Annotated in this window: 14 protein-coding genes; 5 read left to right on the top strand and 9 right to left on the bottom strand. The window is 53.6% G+C overall.

Features of this window, described 5'->3' with window-relative positions:
* Positions 1–107: 107 nt before the first annotated feature.
* Entirely contained in the window at positions 108–2066 is a 1959-nt protein-coding gene (locus ACZ5ER_RS01650; RefSeq protein WP_464934655.1) for an alpha-amylase/4-alpha-glucanotransferase domain-containing protein, read from the top strand.
* Here ACZ5ER_RS01650 and ACZ5ER_RS01645 read toward each other — a convergent pair.
* The 3 genes from ACZ5ER_RS01645 to ACZ5ER_RS01635 all read right to left on the bottom strand — a co-directional run bounded on the left by ACZ5ER_RS01645 (position 2063) and on the right by ACZ5ER_RS01635 (position 5607).
* Positions 2063–2713: a DUF257 family protein gene (locus ACZ5ER_RS01645; protein WP_464934654.1), complete on the bottom strand. Its 651-nt coding sequence runs from the start codon at positions 2711–2713 to the stop codon at positions 2063–2065. The genes ACZ5ER_RS01650 and ACZ5ER_RS01645 overlap by 4 nt on opposite strands.
* A gap of 210 nt (positions 2714–2923) precedes the next feature.
* Positions 2924–5179, bottom strand: coding sequence for a 6-pyruvoyl-tetrahydropterin synthase-related protein (locus tag ACZ5ER_RS01640; protein WP_464934653.1), 2256 nt, complete (start codon positions 5177–5179; stop codon positions 2924–2926).
* Positions 5176–5607: a hypothetical protein gene (locus ACZ5ER_RS01635; RefSeq protein WP_144244799.1), complete on the bottom strand. Its 432-nt coding sequence runs from the start codon at positions 5605–5607 to the stop codon at positions 5176–5178. The genes ACZ5ER_RS01640 and ACZ5ER_RS01635 overlap by 4 nt, the downstream gene beginning before the upstream one ends.
* A 43-nt stretch (positions 5608–5650) precedes the next feature.
* On the opposite strand from ACZ5ER_RS01635, the gene ACZ5ER_RS01630 reads away from it, so the two are divergent.
* Positions 5651–6991: a glycosyltransferase family 2 protein gene (locus ACZ5ER_RS01630; protein WP_050002343.1), complete on the top strand. Its 1341-nt coding sequence runs from the start codon at positions 5651–5653 to the stop codon at positions 6989–6991.
* On the opposite strand, the gene ACZ5ER_RS01625 is transcribed toward ACZ5ER_RS01630, so the two are convergent.
* Both ACZ5ER_RS01625 and ttuA read right to left on the bottom strand, forming a co-directional pair.
* A complete protein-coding gene (locus tag ACZ5ER_RS01625; RefSeq protein ID WP_050002344.1) occupies positions 6984–7478 on the bottom strand; it encodes a hypothetical protein in 495 nt (164 codons plus the stop codon). The genes ACZ5ER_RS01630 and ACZ5ER_RS01625 overlap by 8 nt on opposite strands.
* A complete protein-coding gene (gene ttuA / locus ACZ5ER_RS01620; protein WP_464935051.1) occupies positions 7475–8389 on the bottom strand; it encodes a tRNA-5-methyluridine(54) 2-sulfurtransferase in 915 nt (304 codons plus the stop codon). Before ttuA ends, ACZ5ER_RS01625 begins: the two co-directional genes overlap by 4 nt.
* A 124-nt stretch (positions 8390–8513) precedes the next feature.
* Between ttuA and ACZ5ER_RS01615 the strand changes: the two genes are divergently transcribed.
* Both ACZ5ER_RS01615 and ACZ5ER_RS01610 read left to right on the top strand, forming a co-directional pair.
* Positions 8514–9263: a hypothetical protein gene (locus ACZ5ER_RS01615; RefSeq protein WP_050002345.1), complete on the top strand. Its 750-nt coding sequence runs from the start codon at positions 8514–8516 to the stop codon at positions 9261–9263.
* Positions 9264–9306: 43 nt separating this feature from the next.
* A complete protein-coding gene (locus ACZ5ER_RS01610; protein ID WP_464934652.1) occupies positions 9307–10131 on the top strand; it encodes a transglutaminase-like domain-containing protein in 825 nt (274 codons plus the stop codon).
* 261 nt (positions 10132–10392) lie between these two features.
* Here ACZ5ER_RS01610 and ACZ5ER_RS01605 read toward each other — a convergent pair whose 3' ends face one another.
* The 4 genes from ACZ5ER_RS01605 to ACZ5ER_RS01590 form a co-directional block, all read right to left on the bottom strand.
* Positions 10393–10923: a hypothetical protein gene (locus ACZ5ER_RS01605; RefSeq protein ID WP_464934651.1), complete on the bottom strand. Its 531-nt coding sequence runs from the start codon at positions 10921–10923 to the stop codon at positions 10393–10395.
* Positions 10924–11045: 122 nt separating this feature from the next.
* Complete coding sequence (locus tag ACZ5ER_RS01600; protein WP_050002347.1) at positions 11046–11660, bottom strand: DUF257 family protein; 615 nt, start codon at positions 11658–11660, stop codon at positions 11046–11048.
* Complete coding sequence (locus tag ACZ5ER_RS01595; protein WP_050002348.1) at positions 11650–12255, bottom strand: DUF257 family protein; 606 nt, start codon at positions 12253–12255, stop codon at positions 11650–11652. Before ACZ5ER_RS01595 ends, ACZ5ER_RS01600 begins: the two co-directional genes overlap by 11 nt.
* A gap of 116 nt (positions 12256–12371) precedes the next feature.
* Positions 12372–13835, bottom strand: a complete 1464-nt coding sequence (locus ACZ5ER_RS01590) for an NAD(P)/FAD-dependent oxidoreductase (RefSeq protein ID WP_464934650.1) — start codon at positions 13833–13835, stop codon at positions 12372–12374.
* 159 nt (positions 13836–13994) lie between these two features.
* Between ACZ5ER_RS01590 and ACZ5ER_RS01585 the strand changes: the two genes are divergently transcribed.
* The gene (locus ACZ5ER_RS01585) at positions 13995–14552 is read left to right on the top strand and encodes a CBS domain-containing protein (protein WP_050002350.1); all 558 of its coding nucleotides are present in this window, start codon (positions 13995–13997) and stop codon (positions 14550–14552) included.
* Positions 14553–14558: the final 6 nt, after the last annotated feature.

Below are 14558 nucleotides of genomic sequence, written 5' to 3'. Positions count from 1 at the left end.
CCCACGGGTGTGCAATAGTCACCTCTAGTGACATCATATAAGAAAAGGTTTATATGTCTTTCTTCGATATCACTGCTAGTGATAACATTGGTCAGAGGGTGGTTGCCATGGTGAACTTTATCTTTGGAATCCACAACCACCAGCCCTTGGGAAACTTCGGCTGGGTCTTCGAGAGCGCCTACGAGAGGTCTTACAGGCCCTTCATGGAGACACTGGAAGAGTACCCGAACATGAAGGTCGCGGCCCACTACTCCGGCCCGCTCCTTGAGTGGCTAGCCGAAAACAAGCCCGAGCACATAGACCTCCTCAGGAGCCTCGTGAAGAGGGGACAGCTTGAGATAGTCGTTGCCGGCTTCTACGAACCGGTACTCGCGGCCATCCCGAAGGAGGACAGGATAGAGCAGATAAAGCTCCTCAAGGACTTCGCAAAGAAGCTCGGCTACGACGCAAGGGGTGTCTGGCTCACAGAGCGCGTCTGGCAGCCAGAGCTCGTTAAGAGCCTCCGCGAGGCTGGGATTGACTACGTCATCGTTGATGACTACCACTTCATGAGCGCCGGCCTGAGCAGGGAGGAGCTCTACTGGCCCTACTACACAGAGGACGGAGGGGAGGTCATAACCGTTTTCCCGATAGACGAGAAGCTCCGCTACTTAATCCCGTTCAGACCGGTCGAGAAGACTATAGAGTACCTCCACAGCCTCGACGACGGTGATGAGAGCAAGGTCGCGGTTTTCCACGACGACGGCGAGAAGTTCGGTGTCTGGCCTGGAACGTACGAGTGGGTCTACGAGAAGGGCTGGCTCAGGGAGTTCTTCGACAGGGTCTCAAGCGACGAGAGGATAAACCTCACCCTCTACTCGGAGTACCTCAAGAGGTTCAAACCAAAGGGTCTCGTCTATCTACCCATAGCTTCTTACTTCGAGATGAGCGAGTGGTCGCTCCCGGCCAAGCAGGCTAAGCTCTTCGTCGAGTTCGTCGAGAAGCTGAAGGAGGGGGGACAGTTCGAGCGCTACCGCATATTCGTCCGCGGCGGAATCTGGAAGAACTTCTTCTTCAAGTACCCGGAGAGCAACTACATGCACAAGCGCATGCTCATGGTGAGCAAGCTGGTGAGGGAAAACCCTGAGGCCAGGCACTTCGTCCTCAAGGCCCAGTGCAATGACGCCTACTGGCACGGCGTCTTCGGTGGCGTCTACCTGCCTCACCTTAGGAGGGCCATCTGGGAGAACATCATCAAGGCCAACAGCCACGTTCCCACCGGAAGCTTCGTGAGGGATATTGACTTCGACGGTCGCGATGAGGTCTTCCTTGAGAACGGGAACTTCTACGCGGTCTTCAAGCCCGCCTACGGTGGAGCCCTCTTCGAGCTCAGCTCCAAGAGGAAGGCAGTCAACTACAACGACGTGCTCATGAGGCGCTGGGAGCACTACCACGAGGTTCCTGAGGCGGCCACGCCGGAGGAGGAGAGCGAAGAGGGTGTTGCTAGCATACACGAGCTCGGCAGGCAGATACCTGAGGAGATCAGGCGCGAATTAGCGTACGACAGCTACCTTAGGGCTATCCTCCAGGATCACTTCCTCGACCTGGAGACCACCCTCGACGAGTACCGCCTCAACAGGTACGTTGAGCTCGGTGACTTCCTTGCTGGCGCCTACGACTACAGCCTCTTCGAAGGCGGTGTCGCCCTTGAGCGCGACGGCACCGTCGCAGGGAAACCTGCGAGGGTCGAGAAGACCTTCCACATGACTGAGGACGGCTTCGTCGTGGACTACGCCGTGAGGAGCGACGTAAAAGCTCTCTTCGGCGTCGAGCTTAACTTAGCCGTCCACAGCGTCATGGAGGAGCCCGCTGAATTCGAGGCAGATAAGTTCGAGGTGAACGACCCGTACGGCATCGGAAAGGTCGCCATAGAGCTCGACAAAAAGGCGAGAGTGTGGAAGTTCCCGATAAAGACCCTCAGCCAGAGCGAGAGCGGCTGGGACTTCATCCAGCAGGGCGTCAGCTACACGGTGCTCTTCCCGGTCGGGGGGGAGCTGAGGTTCAGGCTCTCCTTCAGAGAACGCTAGACCCTGAGGGAGACCCCCTCCATGTCCTTTCTTATTGACTTGACGACGTTGAACTCCGTCATTCTTCCCAGGGACGACACCCTAATGACCGTCGTGGCAACGTCTTCCAAGAGCCCCAGGAGAAACTTTCTGCTCTCATCTAGCAGGGACGTCTTGATGAGGTGAACCGCCAGCCTGTCCTCGTTTCCAACGTATTGGGCTAGGAGGCTGAGGAGCAGATGAACGTTTTTGGGCACCACCTCTGAAGTCGCGAAGAGCTTCTCGATACCCAAGGCTATCGTTAGAACGGGTGCGTTTTCCTCCACGAACTTCTCGTACGCCTCTTTAAACTTTCCCATCAGTATGACAGGTTCGCTGAGGTCGCTTATCCAGGCAACGACATTTCCGTTCTTTATTTTCCCTCCTATCTTTATGACGTTGACGTTCTCAAACGTCTCGCTATCGAAGCCTGCCAGCTTGGCCTTGGCCTTTATGAGGTGCAGGGAATCAATGACATCAACAACGAGAACTGTGTATCCTTTGGAAAGTCCCCAGGTTATGAGGTGGTGCAACCCAAAGTACTGGTCTTTAACGTCCGTTCTCTCTATCAGCACGATTTCCCCCGGCTTTAGTGAATCCCATAGGCCGTTGATGACGTTCCCGAGCATTCGTCCACCCCCTTTGATAACTTTGGGTTAGTTTATGCCCTCGGGGTATATAAACGATTCGAAATACCATCGAGGGGGCTAAATAAAAAAAGAAAACCCGTTTGCAAGCCATTACATTTTTCTTTCGAAAGCCCGCTTCCGAATGAATGGGCAAACCATCTTAGAGGTCTACCGTTTACCCAGCGGAAGCCTCGGATAGGGTGGCCCTCATCACAGCTCAGGGCCCGAAAGTCTCCTCATCGGTGCGAACTCCAGCAGTGTGTAGGCTGCGATTATTGCCCATGCGAGGGCCGAATAGTAGCGGAGTTTGATGAATGGGTCAATGAACGCGGCGCTGATTTCAGAGCTTCCAGCCCCGACGCTTACGAGCGTAAGCCCCGTCCTGTCGTCCCTTACGACATTGGCCTCGCGCCCGTTTACCTTTACTTTCCAGTGGGGGAAGTAAGCCTCCGATACCCTTAAGAGCACGGGCTTTTTGGCCGTTATCCTGAACGAATACCGGCCGTCCCCGCGGACGAGTTGGTCTATCTGAATCCGGGCCTCCTCTTGGGGGATAAGGCTCTTCAGGACTTCCAGCTCGTACTGGGAGCCCGTGTAGGCTATGTGGTACAGGAAGTTGCCTCCGAGGACGTAGAGGGTTCCGTTTCCAATCTGTTTGGCCCCTATCAGCGTCCACTTTCCCATGCTCACTATTGGGCTCACGTTCGTGAACACCGGCCCGTACCACGGGAAATCCCCGTACCTGAAAGACGCGAAGCGGGAGACGTTGTAGACCTCGGAGGAGAGCTCTGAAGCGTTTATCGGCCTTACCTGAGCTCTGACCCCGAAGAGCGTGTCTGTGCTTTCAGGGACCCATATGAGCGTCCCTCCGCTTTTTACGAACTCCCAGAGATTTTCTGCCGTGTGGTTGTCCGGGTTGCCTGAATAGATAACGGCGATTACCCCCGAGAGGTTCGAGGGGAGCTCTTCGGTGTACGCGTAGTCGAGGGGCAGGTCATAGAAGTGGCCGGCCATGAGGGTTGAAACCGGCTGGACGAAGCTCACGTTGGAGTCATAGACCCTGCACCCTCCTACGGTATGTCGGTATGTGTAACCGTAGGGTGCGGTATCCGTGCAGCTTATGAAGAATCTCACCGCGTATGCTCTGAGATACGGAGTCGCGTTCTTTCCTGTCTCCAGGAGAGACCACATCCGCCATTCTCCGTCTCCGGCGGGGTTTCCCTCATGGTACCAGCCATTCATTGTACCCTTTGAACTTAGAACAGGAAGGTAGCTGTAATGGGCAACCCCTAAAAGGGGGTACAGTGTGAACCTCCAGTCGTCCCCGGGCTGTTCTCTGAGAAATCTTCCAATCTCAACTAAATTTTGGGGGTAAGGCTCAATATCGGGCATTAGCACCGCTGTTGGAATTGCCGCAATAAGCACCAGAGCGAGTCCAGCAATGGCTTTTGGCCTCGGCTTCATGCCCTCAAGGGAGTCCGCTACAATCAGGGGCACTAAAATTGATGTAACGTCGAGCCATCTGTATGGTGGAATGAGTGATACGATGGGAAGGTAGTAGAGCCATCTGGTTGGGGAATACTGGCCGAGTGATAGGTACGCGAATGTCCCGACCAGTGTAACTTTTTTTGTATCCAATTTCTGCCTCCGGATTCCGATTGCCACTGCTGTGGTCAGTAATGCCACCATAAAGATTCCTGGGGGAGTTATGAACCGGTCGGGGGACACGCTGTATCCATGAAAGAGCCATTTGTTTGTTGATATGTTCCAAAAGTGTGTCCATTCCCTGTCATAGAAGAAAGGTATGTACCAGAACGCGGTGAGGAAGATTACCGCCCCAATGACCCTCATGGCGTTCCCGATGACACGGAGCTCCGTAAGGCTCTCCCAGTGAAGCGCGAGCGCGAGAATCAGGAGCGGAATCACAATTGAGTGGTGGGTGAGGACGACCAGCGAAATCGAGAGTGCCGAGAGGAGCAGGTATCTCTCCCTGTATTCCCGCAGAAGACAGACTCCAAGGAGGAAGAGGGGAGCAAGATGAATGGCGTTTGCCCTCGGGAAGTTGCCCTCGATGTATGCGACCCCGAGGTGCCACGGGAATAGCAGGAAAACGAGCGGTGCTACGTAGGGCTCTTTTTCAAGCCTCTTCAGGTAGGTATGCAAGGCGAGGGCACCGAGGAACGCCGTCAGCATTAGTGTAGCCGCGTAGCCCCTGACTGCACTCCCAAAAACCTTCCCGAAGAAAGCCGCGATAATGTACGAACCGGGGGGATAGAACCTGAGGAGGGGGAAGCCCGCATACCATTCCTCTATCCACGGCTCCCAGCCGTCCTCCATTAGCTTGTGGACTTTAAAGAGGTGTCCGAGGCCGTCGCCCTTCAGGTCGGGGTTGGCTGGGGCGAAGAAGAGGGGCAGGAACTCCACCACTGAGACAGCAAGCAAAAGGAGGACGTACCCCCGCTTCATCTCCCTGCCTCCAGGATTTCAATGAGCTCTGCTATCCCCTGAACTGTCGCAGAGAAGAGCCAGTTCGTCCCGTCCCACCCAATCCAGAGCCCTTCTCCGGCATGGGTGATGCCAATTCTTCCCCCTGGAACCTCTATGAAGGCCTCTTTCGGGAGTTCCCGGCCGGGCAGGATTCCCACAACGAGGGCCTTTCCAAGGTACTGGGTGAGGCCTAAAATTCTCTTTAGAACGCTTACAGCGGCTTTCTCCTCGAACCACACAAAGATTTCTCCCGTTTTGTATTCGTGGGTCACCCTGCACCTGCGCCCACCCAGAAGAAATTCGGCAAAGTACCTTTCAGTGCTCTCGCTTTTGAGCGCCCCCTCACCGGCCAGCTCCCTGGCCAGCCTGCCCGCGTGAGATGCCCCTATGATTTTTATCCCTGCCATTTTAACCAGAGGGTATATATACTTCCAGAATAAAACCCTTGTGATGAGGCCGTCCCTCAAGTTCCAATCAGTGCTTTACCTGTACATTCTCCTGCTGGCGGGGCTCTCCCTGTTGATTCCGGTTCCTTACATACTTGAGGCAGTCCTGTTTTTCCTGTTCGTCATGGTCTCGTCGGGCCTCGTCTTCTACACGCTCCTCATCTTTGCCACCCAAAGGGACTATCCGGCGAGGCCGAAACCAGTTCCCAGGGGTTTCTTTGAGCCAACGGTTTACGTCCTCATTCCCGCCCACAATGAAGAGGCGGTCATAGAGAAAACGGCCCGTTCTGTGCTTAACCAGGACTACTCAAACTTCAAGGTCTTTCTGATAAACGACAACTCCACCGACCGGACGCTTGAGGTAATGAAGAAAATCGAATCGGCCTGGAGGGGCAAAGCGGTTGTCATCAACGTCCCGTCCCACAGGGGACGGAGCAAGCCGAGGGCCCTGAACTACACCCTTGAGGTCATAGAGGCCGCGTTCAAGTGGCCTGACTACATTTTTATTCTCGATGCGGACTACCTCCTCGGGCCTGATGCTCTGAGGACTCTCGTGGGCATCATGGAAAGTGCCCCCAACTACGTCATTGGGGTGCAGGGCAACGTCAGGCCGAGAAACTGGAACAGGAACTTCATCACCCGCTTTATAACCCTTGAGAGGCTCGTGGGCTTTAACGTTGCCATAGAGGGGGACATGAAGCTCAATGAAAATGGAAAGTACGGCGGAACGGTCGCTCTTCTCCGCTTTTCGCATCTCCTTCGCCTGGGCAAGTTCCGTGAGGACTCCGTTACCGAGGACACGGACCTCTGGGCGAGGGCGCTGATAGAGGGCTACCGCTTCTGGTACTACCACGGTGTTACTGGCTGGGAAGAGGCCGTCGAGACGATGAAGGACTACATCAAACAGCGCTCCCGCTGGGCGCAGGGACACCTCCAGGTCATGCTTGAATACTACTGGCCAGTCCTGAGGAGTTGCTCTGGCCTTACTGAGGCCTTCATAGAGCACTTTTACATGATGAGCTACCTTGTGCCGGTGTTCTGGTTCCTCTCGGTTCTTCTCAACGGCTACCTCGTCCTCTCGGGGGGCGTTCCCCTGGCCCTCGCCAGGCCCAGACTCTTTCTCGTGATTTCAGTCCTCGCGTTCCTTGTCTTCTGGGTCTCGGTTGCCTATTCGAACTGGCTTGAAAAACGGAGAACTGGGTTTGGAGTCCAGTGGTGGTTCGTTGGGGCTTACCCCGCTTACTTCCTTCTCTTCGTCCTTGCGGGGGTTGTTTACACGATGCGTGGCCTGCTGAGGCTCCTCGCCGGCAGGCTCCACTGGGAGAAGACGAGGCGCTTCACTTAAAGGGGTCTTTCAGGGCAATCCTGTCGAGGTCTCCGGTAAGGACTTCCGAGTACAGGAAGGAAGCTGCCTTCAGGTTCTCCGCGAGCCCCTGAAGTACATGTTCAAAGACTCCCTTTAGGATAAGCATGAGGGCGAGGGGACTGTAGCCGCCCTGAACGAGGTCTGCGGTTATAAAGACCAGACCCGTGAGTATGTGGAGCACTGCGTAGCCACCGAGGGGAGGGGAATAGCGGCTGAAGAACCGCCAGTACACCGTGAAGCGTGTTCTCCTGAGCTCCTCCTCCAAGTCCGAGTTCATGAGCGCCGAGGCAGTGAAGAACGCCCACGCTGTCAGGTATATGAGCGCGGGGGCTGTCCGCCCCGTCGCTGCGTTTATGCCGGCCATTACTGCCGAAACTGCCGAGCATGCCCACAGGAACACCTTATACGCTCCCATAGCGCGTATGAGTGTTTTTCTGAGCCTCGGGAACGTGGCGACTACCCTCATCTTTTCACCCTGAAGTCTATCGGCTCTTCAAGGCGCCAGAACCTGCAGAACGAGCAGACTTCTCCGCTCGACGGCATGCCGCAGACTCTGCACTCTCTCAGCTCCGCCTCCTGAAGTTCGGCCTCGAAGAGGTGCCTCTTTCGTAGAAAGCCCTTGACGAAGTTGATTTTCGTCCCGGGCCTCTTCTCCTCCATCTCGTTGAGTATCTCCTTGTATTCAATCGTTGTCGCTCCAACGGAATAGGGACACTCCTCCATCATGTACTCGATGCCATTAGCGAGAGCGTAGGCCACCACTTCCCTCTCTGTGACCTCGTACAGCGGTTTGACCTTCTTCACGAGCTTGCCGTTGAACTGGCTCGGCGTCACCGGCCCCTGCTTCGCTAAGTACTGTGTGTTCCAGTGCATCATGTTCGAGAAGATGAAGCTCGCCTCGTCGTCGAGGTTGTGGCCAGTAGCAACTGCATCGAAGCCGTTGTCGTAGGCGAACTTGTTGAAGATGTAGCGCTTCGTTAAACCGCAGTAGGAGCAGGTCGGCCTCCTTGTCCTAACTTCTCCGATTCCTTTGCCGAGAAGCTCTTTGACGCGGACTATGTGAAGAGGAACCCCTAAGGCCTCGCACTGTTTCTTAGCGTAGCTCTCGCTCTTTTCCGAGTACTCGCCGATTCCGAGGTTTATGTGGAGGCACTCTATGTTGTAGCCGAGCTTTTTGAGTATGTGGGCTGTGACGGCTGAGTCCTTCCCGCCGCTGACAACCACCAAAACCCTCTCGTCAGGCTTGAGCATCTTGTAGCGCTCTATCGTCCGTTTGACCTTTCTCTCGAAGTACTCCTTGAAGTGCTCCTCGCAGAGGTACATCTTTGGGTAGTGAAGCTTGATGAAGGCTGGTTTCTTACAGAACTTGCATCTCATCGGCATTTTTCTTCACCTTAGAACCCTTCTTTTAGGCTAATTAAATGTTTGTGGTGACGTAGCAAGGCATATAACCTTTGGGAACGAAGCTTACTATTGAAAATGGAGGGTTCCGGCCATAAGGTTGGATACAATCGTTGCACCAATTCTAATAGCGGTTCTTGTTAGTGTCGTTTTTTCATCTGCGTGCATTGAGGGAGGGGGTACTGCGACCCAAACGCCCAAGGAGCACGTTACATCGAGGGTTCCTTCAGGCACTGGTACTGACACGATAGTATCTAAGGAGGTGGACTCCGATGGGGATGGCCTCTCAAATTGGGATGAAATAAACGTTTATAGGACGGATCCTGACAGGAAAGACACGGATGGCGATGGTTTGGACGATGGTGAAGAGGTTAAGATTGGGACTAACCCATTGGGGGCCGACACGGATGCGGATGGGATCCCTGATGGAGAGGAACTTGAACTTAAAACTAACCCCTTAACCAATGACACCGATGGCGATGGGTTGAGTGATTACAGGGAAGCCTTTATCTTGAATACGAGTCCGGGCCTCGAGGATACTGACGGTGATGCTCTTTTAGACGGCGTGGAGTTATCCAAAGGAACCAACCCGTTGAAGGCCGACACGGATGGTGATGGTCTCAGCGATGGAGACGAGGTTCTCACCTACGGAACGAATCCCTTAGTGAACGATACTGACCGGGATAACTTGACAGATGGGCGGGAGGTTTTAGTCTACTACACCAATCCCCTCATGATGGACACCGACGGGGATTACCTGCCTGACGGATACGAGGTTGGGATTGGAACCGACCGACTCATGACTGGAGGTACGAAGGAACTGAAACAGACGCCCTCAAATCCGCCCTAAGTTTTCTGCTGAGAAAAAAGTTGAGAATATCTCATCGCGCTTTTTGGGGTATACTTCAGCCCTTGACTGGGCGTGGGCGGTTTTGGGGTGGATTGATGAAAATATCGAGTACAACTATACAAAGGCGGAGTACGTGAACCAAAGTGTTGAGTTGTGGGACTCTCTTAATGAGAGCGAAAAGGAACGGTACCTCAACCTTACAATGCTCCAGGCTACCAACGACACGGCTTTTGCCCTGCGTAGCGGGATATGCACAGACTACGCAATTCTAACCGCCGACCTCCTCCTCGACGCCAACGTTAGTCCAGTTTACGTTCTCAGCATCGACTACTGGAACCAAACGATAGGTCACGCAACAGTAGCGATAAAAATCAACGGCACGTATTTTGTCCTCGATCAGGAACTCCCGATAATCCCCCTTGGCAACTACTACTGGTACTCAATCGAGAGGGGTATGGGCGAAATAGAGAACGTGACGTTCTACAGGATTTCTCTGGACGGGAAGGGTGAGGTTAACGTGGAGAACTGGACGTGGGCCTGTGAGAGGCTTGGAAGTATGGCGTACAGAATGACCTGGGAGGACATTGGGATAATCGAGAATCTAACTGAGGAGCTACTCCTTGAGAGGTATCCTCAATACCACAGGGATGTGAGGCTGAAAGAGAACGCTGAATCTGACTTTGAATCGCTGGTGAATACTGGACGACCTGCCAATAATTATCTTCCGTATGGATTTACGGAAGGGTGGGTTTTATACGGGATATCCGATTTGGCGCTTTATTACCATCCCCTACTGGCGGAGAAGCTCGTCCGCTATTACTGGCTGGGGCCTCGGTTCGGGGAGAAAGTGAATGGGATAAACCGCTGAGGGAGTGCGACGCCTACTACATGAAGATAGGTCTTATCAACGATGAAATTAGGATATCCGCACATACAGGCGACTCCTGGAGCTATCCCGGGTTAGTGATTGTATTGGAGGTGGCAAGGTAAAGGGAGCCTGCTGTTCTCTCTTGTTGAGTTTTCTATTTTTTCTTTCAGTTATGGCTTTTTGAAGCCCCTCCCACTGTGAGGGCTCTTCTTAATGTCATCTATGTGATGTTAGCCTTGTTTTGTGGGGGAACCTTCGGTATTAGCCTCTCCTTATCTTAAACGGATACCTGCCCTTCTTTTTTGCCACGATGGCGGCGTAGTAGAACTTATCCTTCCTCCACTCCTCGGCTATGCGCTCGGTGCTCTTCATCAGCTTGATGTAGACTTCGTCGATGTTGTTGTATTCCCTTACAACCGGCCGGCCCTGCTTTGCTGTCCTTACCTTAATCTTTGGAACGTTCTTTTTGAAAGGAAATATTCCTCTTTGTTCATATTCTACTCCCCCGAATTTACCCGCGTAGGCTCTCCCCTCACTGTCCACTATGATAATCGTTGCGCTCTTGGGCATGTTCTCCAGAAGAGCGCGTTTGTCTATCTTAACGGCGTGCTTGATGGCCACTTTGGTGTTCTGGCGGTTTTTTGGAGTTATGTTGTACTCAGGGTCTTTGAACATTCTGACGATGTTGAGCCCCCTGCTGAGCTCAAGCTCCTCCTCCCATTCTCTTTCCTTTCTCCAGGACAGAACCAGGTATGCAACCGCGGACCCGATGACCATGGCCAGGACTTCCACATATCACCTGTGACGTAATTTTATCAGGACTTTAAGAAGTTTTTCTGTCCCGGCTGTTTGGAATATCATTAGGGGAAATAAAACAGAAAAGATGCTGTAATCTCGCTGTTTTCTTCTCCGCATTACTTAAGCTCTATCTCGCGCCCTTCCTCTCCAATTTCAAGAGATTTCAGGACTGTGAGCTTTGTCTTTTCCGTGAATGCCAGAACCCGCGTGAAGGCCTCCTCAAGGAGGGCCAGGTACCCTTTATCCGCGATCTCCCCGTTGATGAAGTAGAAGGCAACTTTCCGGGGGTTTCCGAGGAATGCGGACGCCATGTCTGCGAGTGCCAGTATAAAACTCCTGTCCCCGTTTTGGAGGGGGACGAGTCTCTCGGGGTTCATGATGAGGGCTACAGTAAAGTCGTTTTTTGAGTACAACCTCTGCACAGTCTTGGTTACCTTACTCATAAAGATTCCCGGGTCATTGTACGGGTTAACGTCCAGCACCACGTTGCCCCAGCTTGAGACCCCTCCCACCTTTATTCTTCTGATGTTGGTGGGAACGCCGCTGCCTGAGAGCCTGAGCCACCTGAGAACTATCAGGCTGGAGTCTATCACGTCAATAAGAAGGATTCTGTCCCAGCCGTACTTCTCGCCAATTCTGTAGAATGCGAGGGGATATGCTGACAGGGAGGTGTGTTCGATGAGGACGCTCTCCCCGGGAGAAATCCTTGATAGGTACTCCTTAAAGTCCATTTTCAGTCACCCCCGGCGACTTTAAGAGCTGGACGTTCCTGCCGTCTATTTTCACCACGTAGTCAGAGTCCAGTTCAAGCCCCTTCCTGAGGTACTCGGAGGCGATGTCCGTGTTGAGGAACAGAAAGTTGGTTCTGTTCTCTATGGTCAGGTATCTTCTTGTTACTCTTTCAAAATACCGCTCCAGCTTGGGGGGGTTGTCTATGAATGGAAATGAGAACTTCTCCATCCCCACTACTATCGTGTGGTTCCTTGACTGCTCTGGGACTCTCCTTGCGAGCTGGCCATAGGCCGCGAGGTGGTAGTCAAAGTCTTCCATGACATCAACCCGTCCTATGAGCTTTCCTGTCTTAACGACGCCCCTTTCCTTTATCACTGGAACGTCACTGATGTCCAGCTCCTTCCCCTCAAACTTCAGGTTCTGGATAAAAATGTGAAGGGTGTCCCAGATATCGACTATAAGGGGGGTTATACCTTTCTGCCTCCACCTGTTGACAATTTCAAAGAACGTCAGTTCGGGGTGGCCCTTCGATGGGTACTCCACCAGGATTATGCCCTCTCTGGCGTTTGTGAGGGCATCAAGGATTGTATTCATATGCACCACCCAGAACTAAAATACAGTGTCAATGCATAAATACTTTTCTCAATGCTCTTCTATGTGTGTTAATGGTTAGCGTATATGGGAGAATTGGGAAAAAGTAGTGATGGGAGTCAGCTGAGCGACTCTATCTTTTCCTTCCAGTTCCCCGGCTTCCTGAAGTCCTTCTCGGTGTAGAGGCCCTCCTTCTTGAGTATTCCCCTCGCGGCGAGGAGGCCGGTGGCGGCTGCGTTTACTATGTCCCTGCTTAGGCCGGCTCCGTCTCCAGCGGCAAAGATGCCCCCGATGCTCGTCTCAAGGTTCTCGTCTACCTCGACCTTCATGGCATAGTACTTGATTTCCGGCGCGTAGAGGAGTGTGTGGTCGCTTGCAACGCCGGGCAGAACGCGGTCGAGCTTTTCCAGGCCCTCTATGATGTTCGTCACGACACGGTGCGGTAAAGCCATCGCTATGTCTCCCGGCGTTACGTTCTTTAAGGTGGGCTCGACGTCGCTCCTCCTTATCCTCGCCCACGTGCTCCTCCTTCCCCTCCTCAGGTCGCCGAGGCGCTGAATGAGGGGCTTTCCACCGCCTATCGTTGTTGCCAGCTGAGCTATGCTCTTGCCGTAAGCTGTCGTGTCCTCAACGGGCTCGGTGAGCTCTATCCTGCTCAGGAAGGCGAAGTTGGTGTTGTTGCTCTTCTTCTCGTGCATCGAGTGGCCGTTCACCCCGACGTAGCCGTCGTAGCGCTCCTCGACGACGAAGCCGTTCGGGTTGGTGCAGAAAGTCCTCACGAAGTCGTCGTAGGTGTCGGTGTAGATGTGGAACTTGGGGTCGTGGTTTATGCTCGTTATCGGCTCCATGACTATCGCCGGAACCTCAACGCGGACGCCAACGTCAATGGGCCCGTGCCTCGCCTTTAGGCCTATCCTCTGGGCCACCTCGTGGAACCAGTCCGCCCCGCCCCTTCCGGGGGCAACGATTATGTAGCGGGCTTTAATCTCGAAGACGTCCTTTCCGCGCCTCACTTTGACCCAGCCCTTTCCGAACTCCAAAGCCTTCGTCCAGAGGAGAAACTTGACCCCTTTGCTCTCCAGATACCGCTTTATGTCGTCTATGACCTCGGGCGTCCTGTCGGAGCCTATGTGCCTCTGGATTATGGGTATGAACTTCACTCCCGCCTGTGCCGCCTTCTGCTCCCAGTACTTCACCTGCTCCGGGTTCCCCTTGAAGAGGTTCCTCGGTGCTTTATGCTTTAGAAAAATCTGGTCAACTTCCCATACGAGCTGCCAGGCGTAGTTCTCATCGTTCGTCAGCTCGGTTAGGTCACCGCCAATGTCCGGACGGAGGTTTATCGTGCCGTCGCTCAGACCGCCGGCGCCGCCGACACCGCTCATTATGTGGCAGGGCTTGCACTCGACACAATAACCGAGCTCGTACATCGGACAAACGCGCTGCTTGACGTCGCCGCCTTCATCTATGACGAGAACGCTCAGGTCGCTCTTCTCCGCCAGCTCGTAGGCCGCGAAAAGTCCAGCGGGGCCAGCTCCAACAATAACGACGTCGTAGGTCTTTCCGTCTCCGGTTCCAGAAACCATATTTCCCTTACCGGTGTCTCTGGGTTGTTCCTTAAAAAGTTTTTGGCAAATTCCTGGTTAATCTGTTTTCATTTTTTCCCTGCTATTAACACGAACTTGCCAAAAAATCCCCGAAACCTTTAAACACTTTTGTGTATTATTAAATTCAGTGGGTGCATTATGGAGCAAGTAAAGACCTTTGAGAATAACAAAGCTACAAAGGCCAAGAAAGTGAAGATAATCCACAGCAAGCGCAGAATGATACAGCTCCAGCGCAAGGAGGAGCTCAGCCACAACATCCGCTACATCTCCAAGGTTCCCGTCAGGCTGGTCATGGACAGGGAGTTCCTGACGCTCCACCCTGAAGACCCCCTTTCAAAGCTCGTGCAGAGCCTCAGGGACGAGGAAAGCTCCGCTGTCATCGTTGATAATGAGGGCAAGCTCCTTGGCTTCGTCACCATGAAGGACATTCTCCGCTTCTTCGAGCCCCCCAAGAGGTACTCCATAGTCGGTGTCGGCCTGCTGAAGAAGTATTCCATTAACCGTGCCTCCCGTGTGGGGGACATAATGGTTCGCAGGCCCGTAACCATCCACGTCAATGACAACCTCGGTCGGGCGATAGGGATAATGCTCGAAACGGGAAAGCACCACCTCCCGGTTGTTGACGATGAAAACCGCGTCCACGGCGTCCTTGAGGTCAAGGACATAATCCGTCTGATTCGCATAGTCTCCTCGTGAGCCTCT

It is taken from the genome of Thermococcus marinus (genome assembly GCF_055389025.1).
The sequence above is the reverse complement of the archived record's forward strand: the minus strand, read 5'-3'. Positions and strand labels throughout refer to the sequence as shown.

Coding starts and splice junctions, on each gene's coding strand:
- ACZ5ER_RS01650 (WP_464934655.1), top strand. CDS start 108: ATGGTGAACTTTATCTTTGGAATCCACAACCACCAGCCCTTGGGAAAC.
- ACZ5ER_RS01645 (WP_464934654.1), bottom strand. CDS start 2,713: ATGCTCGGGAACGTCATCAACGGCCTATGGGATTCACTAAAGCCGGGG.
- ACZ5ER_RS01640 (WP_464934653.1), bottom strand. CDS start 5,179: ATGAAGCGGGGGTACGTCCTCCTTTTGCTTGCTGTCTCAGTGGTGGAG.
- ACZ5ER_RS01635 (WP_144244799.1), bottom strand. CDS start 5,607: ATGGCAGGGATAAAAATCATAGGGGCATCTCACGCGGGCAGGCTGGCC.
- ACZ5ER_RS01630 (WP_050002343.1), top strand. CDS start 5,651: ATGAGGCCGTCCCTCAAGTTCCAATCAGTGCTTTACCTGTACATTCTC.
- ACZ5ER_RS01625 (WP_050002344.1), bottom strand. CDS start 7,478: ATGAGGGTAGTCGCCACGTTCCCGAGGCTCAGAAAAACACTCATACGC.
- ttuA (WP_464935051.1), bottom strand. CDS start 8,389: ATGAGATGCAAGTTCTGTAAGAAACCAGCCTTCATCAAGCTTCACTAC.
- ACZ5ER_RS01600 (WP_050002347.1), bottom strand. CDS start 11,660: ATGGACTTTAAGGAGTACCTATCAAGGATTTCTCCCGGGGAGAGCGTC.
- ACZ5ER_RS01595 (WP_050002348.1), bottom strand. CDS start 12,255: ATGAATACAATCCTTGATGCCCTCACAAACGCCAGAGAGGGCATAATC.
- ACZ5ER_RS01590 (WP_464934650.1), bottom strand. CDS start 13,835: ATGGTTTCTGGAACCGGAGACGGAAAGACCTACGACGTCGTTATTGTT.
- ACZ5ER_RS01585 (WP_050002350.1), top strand. CDS start 13,995: ATGGAGCAAGTAAAGACCTTTGAGAATAACAAAGCTACAAAGGCCAAG.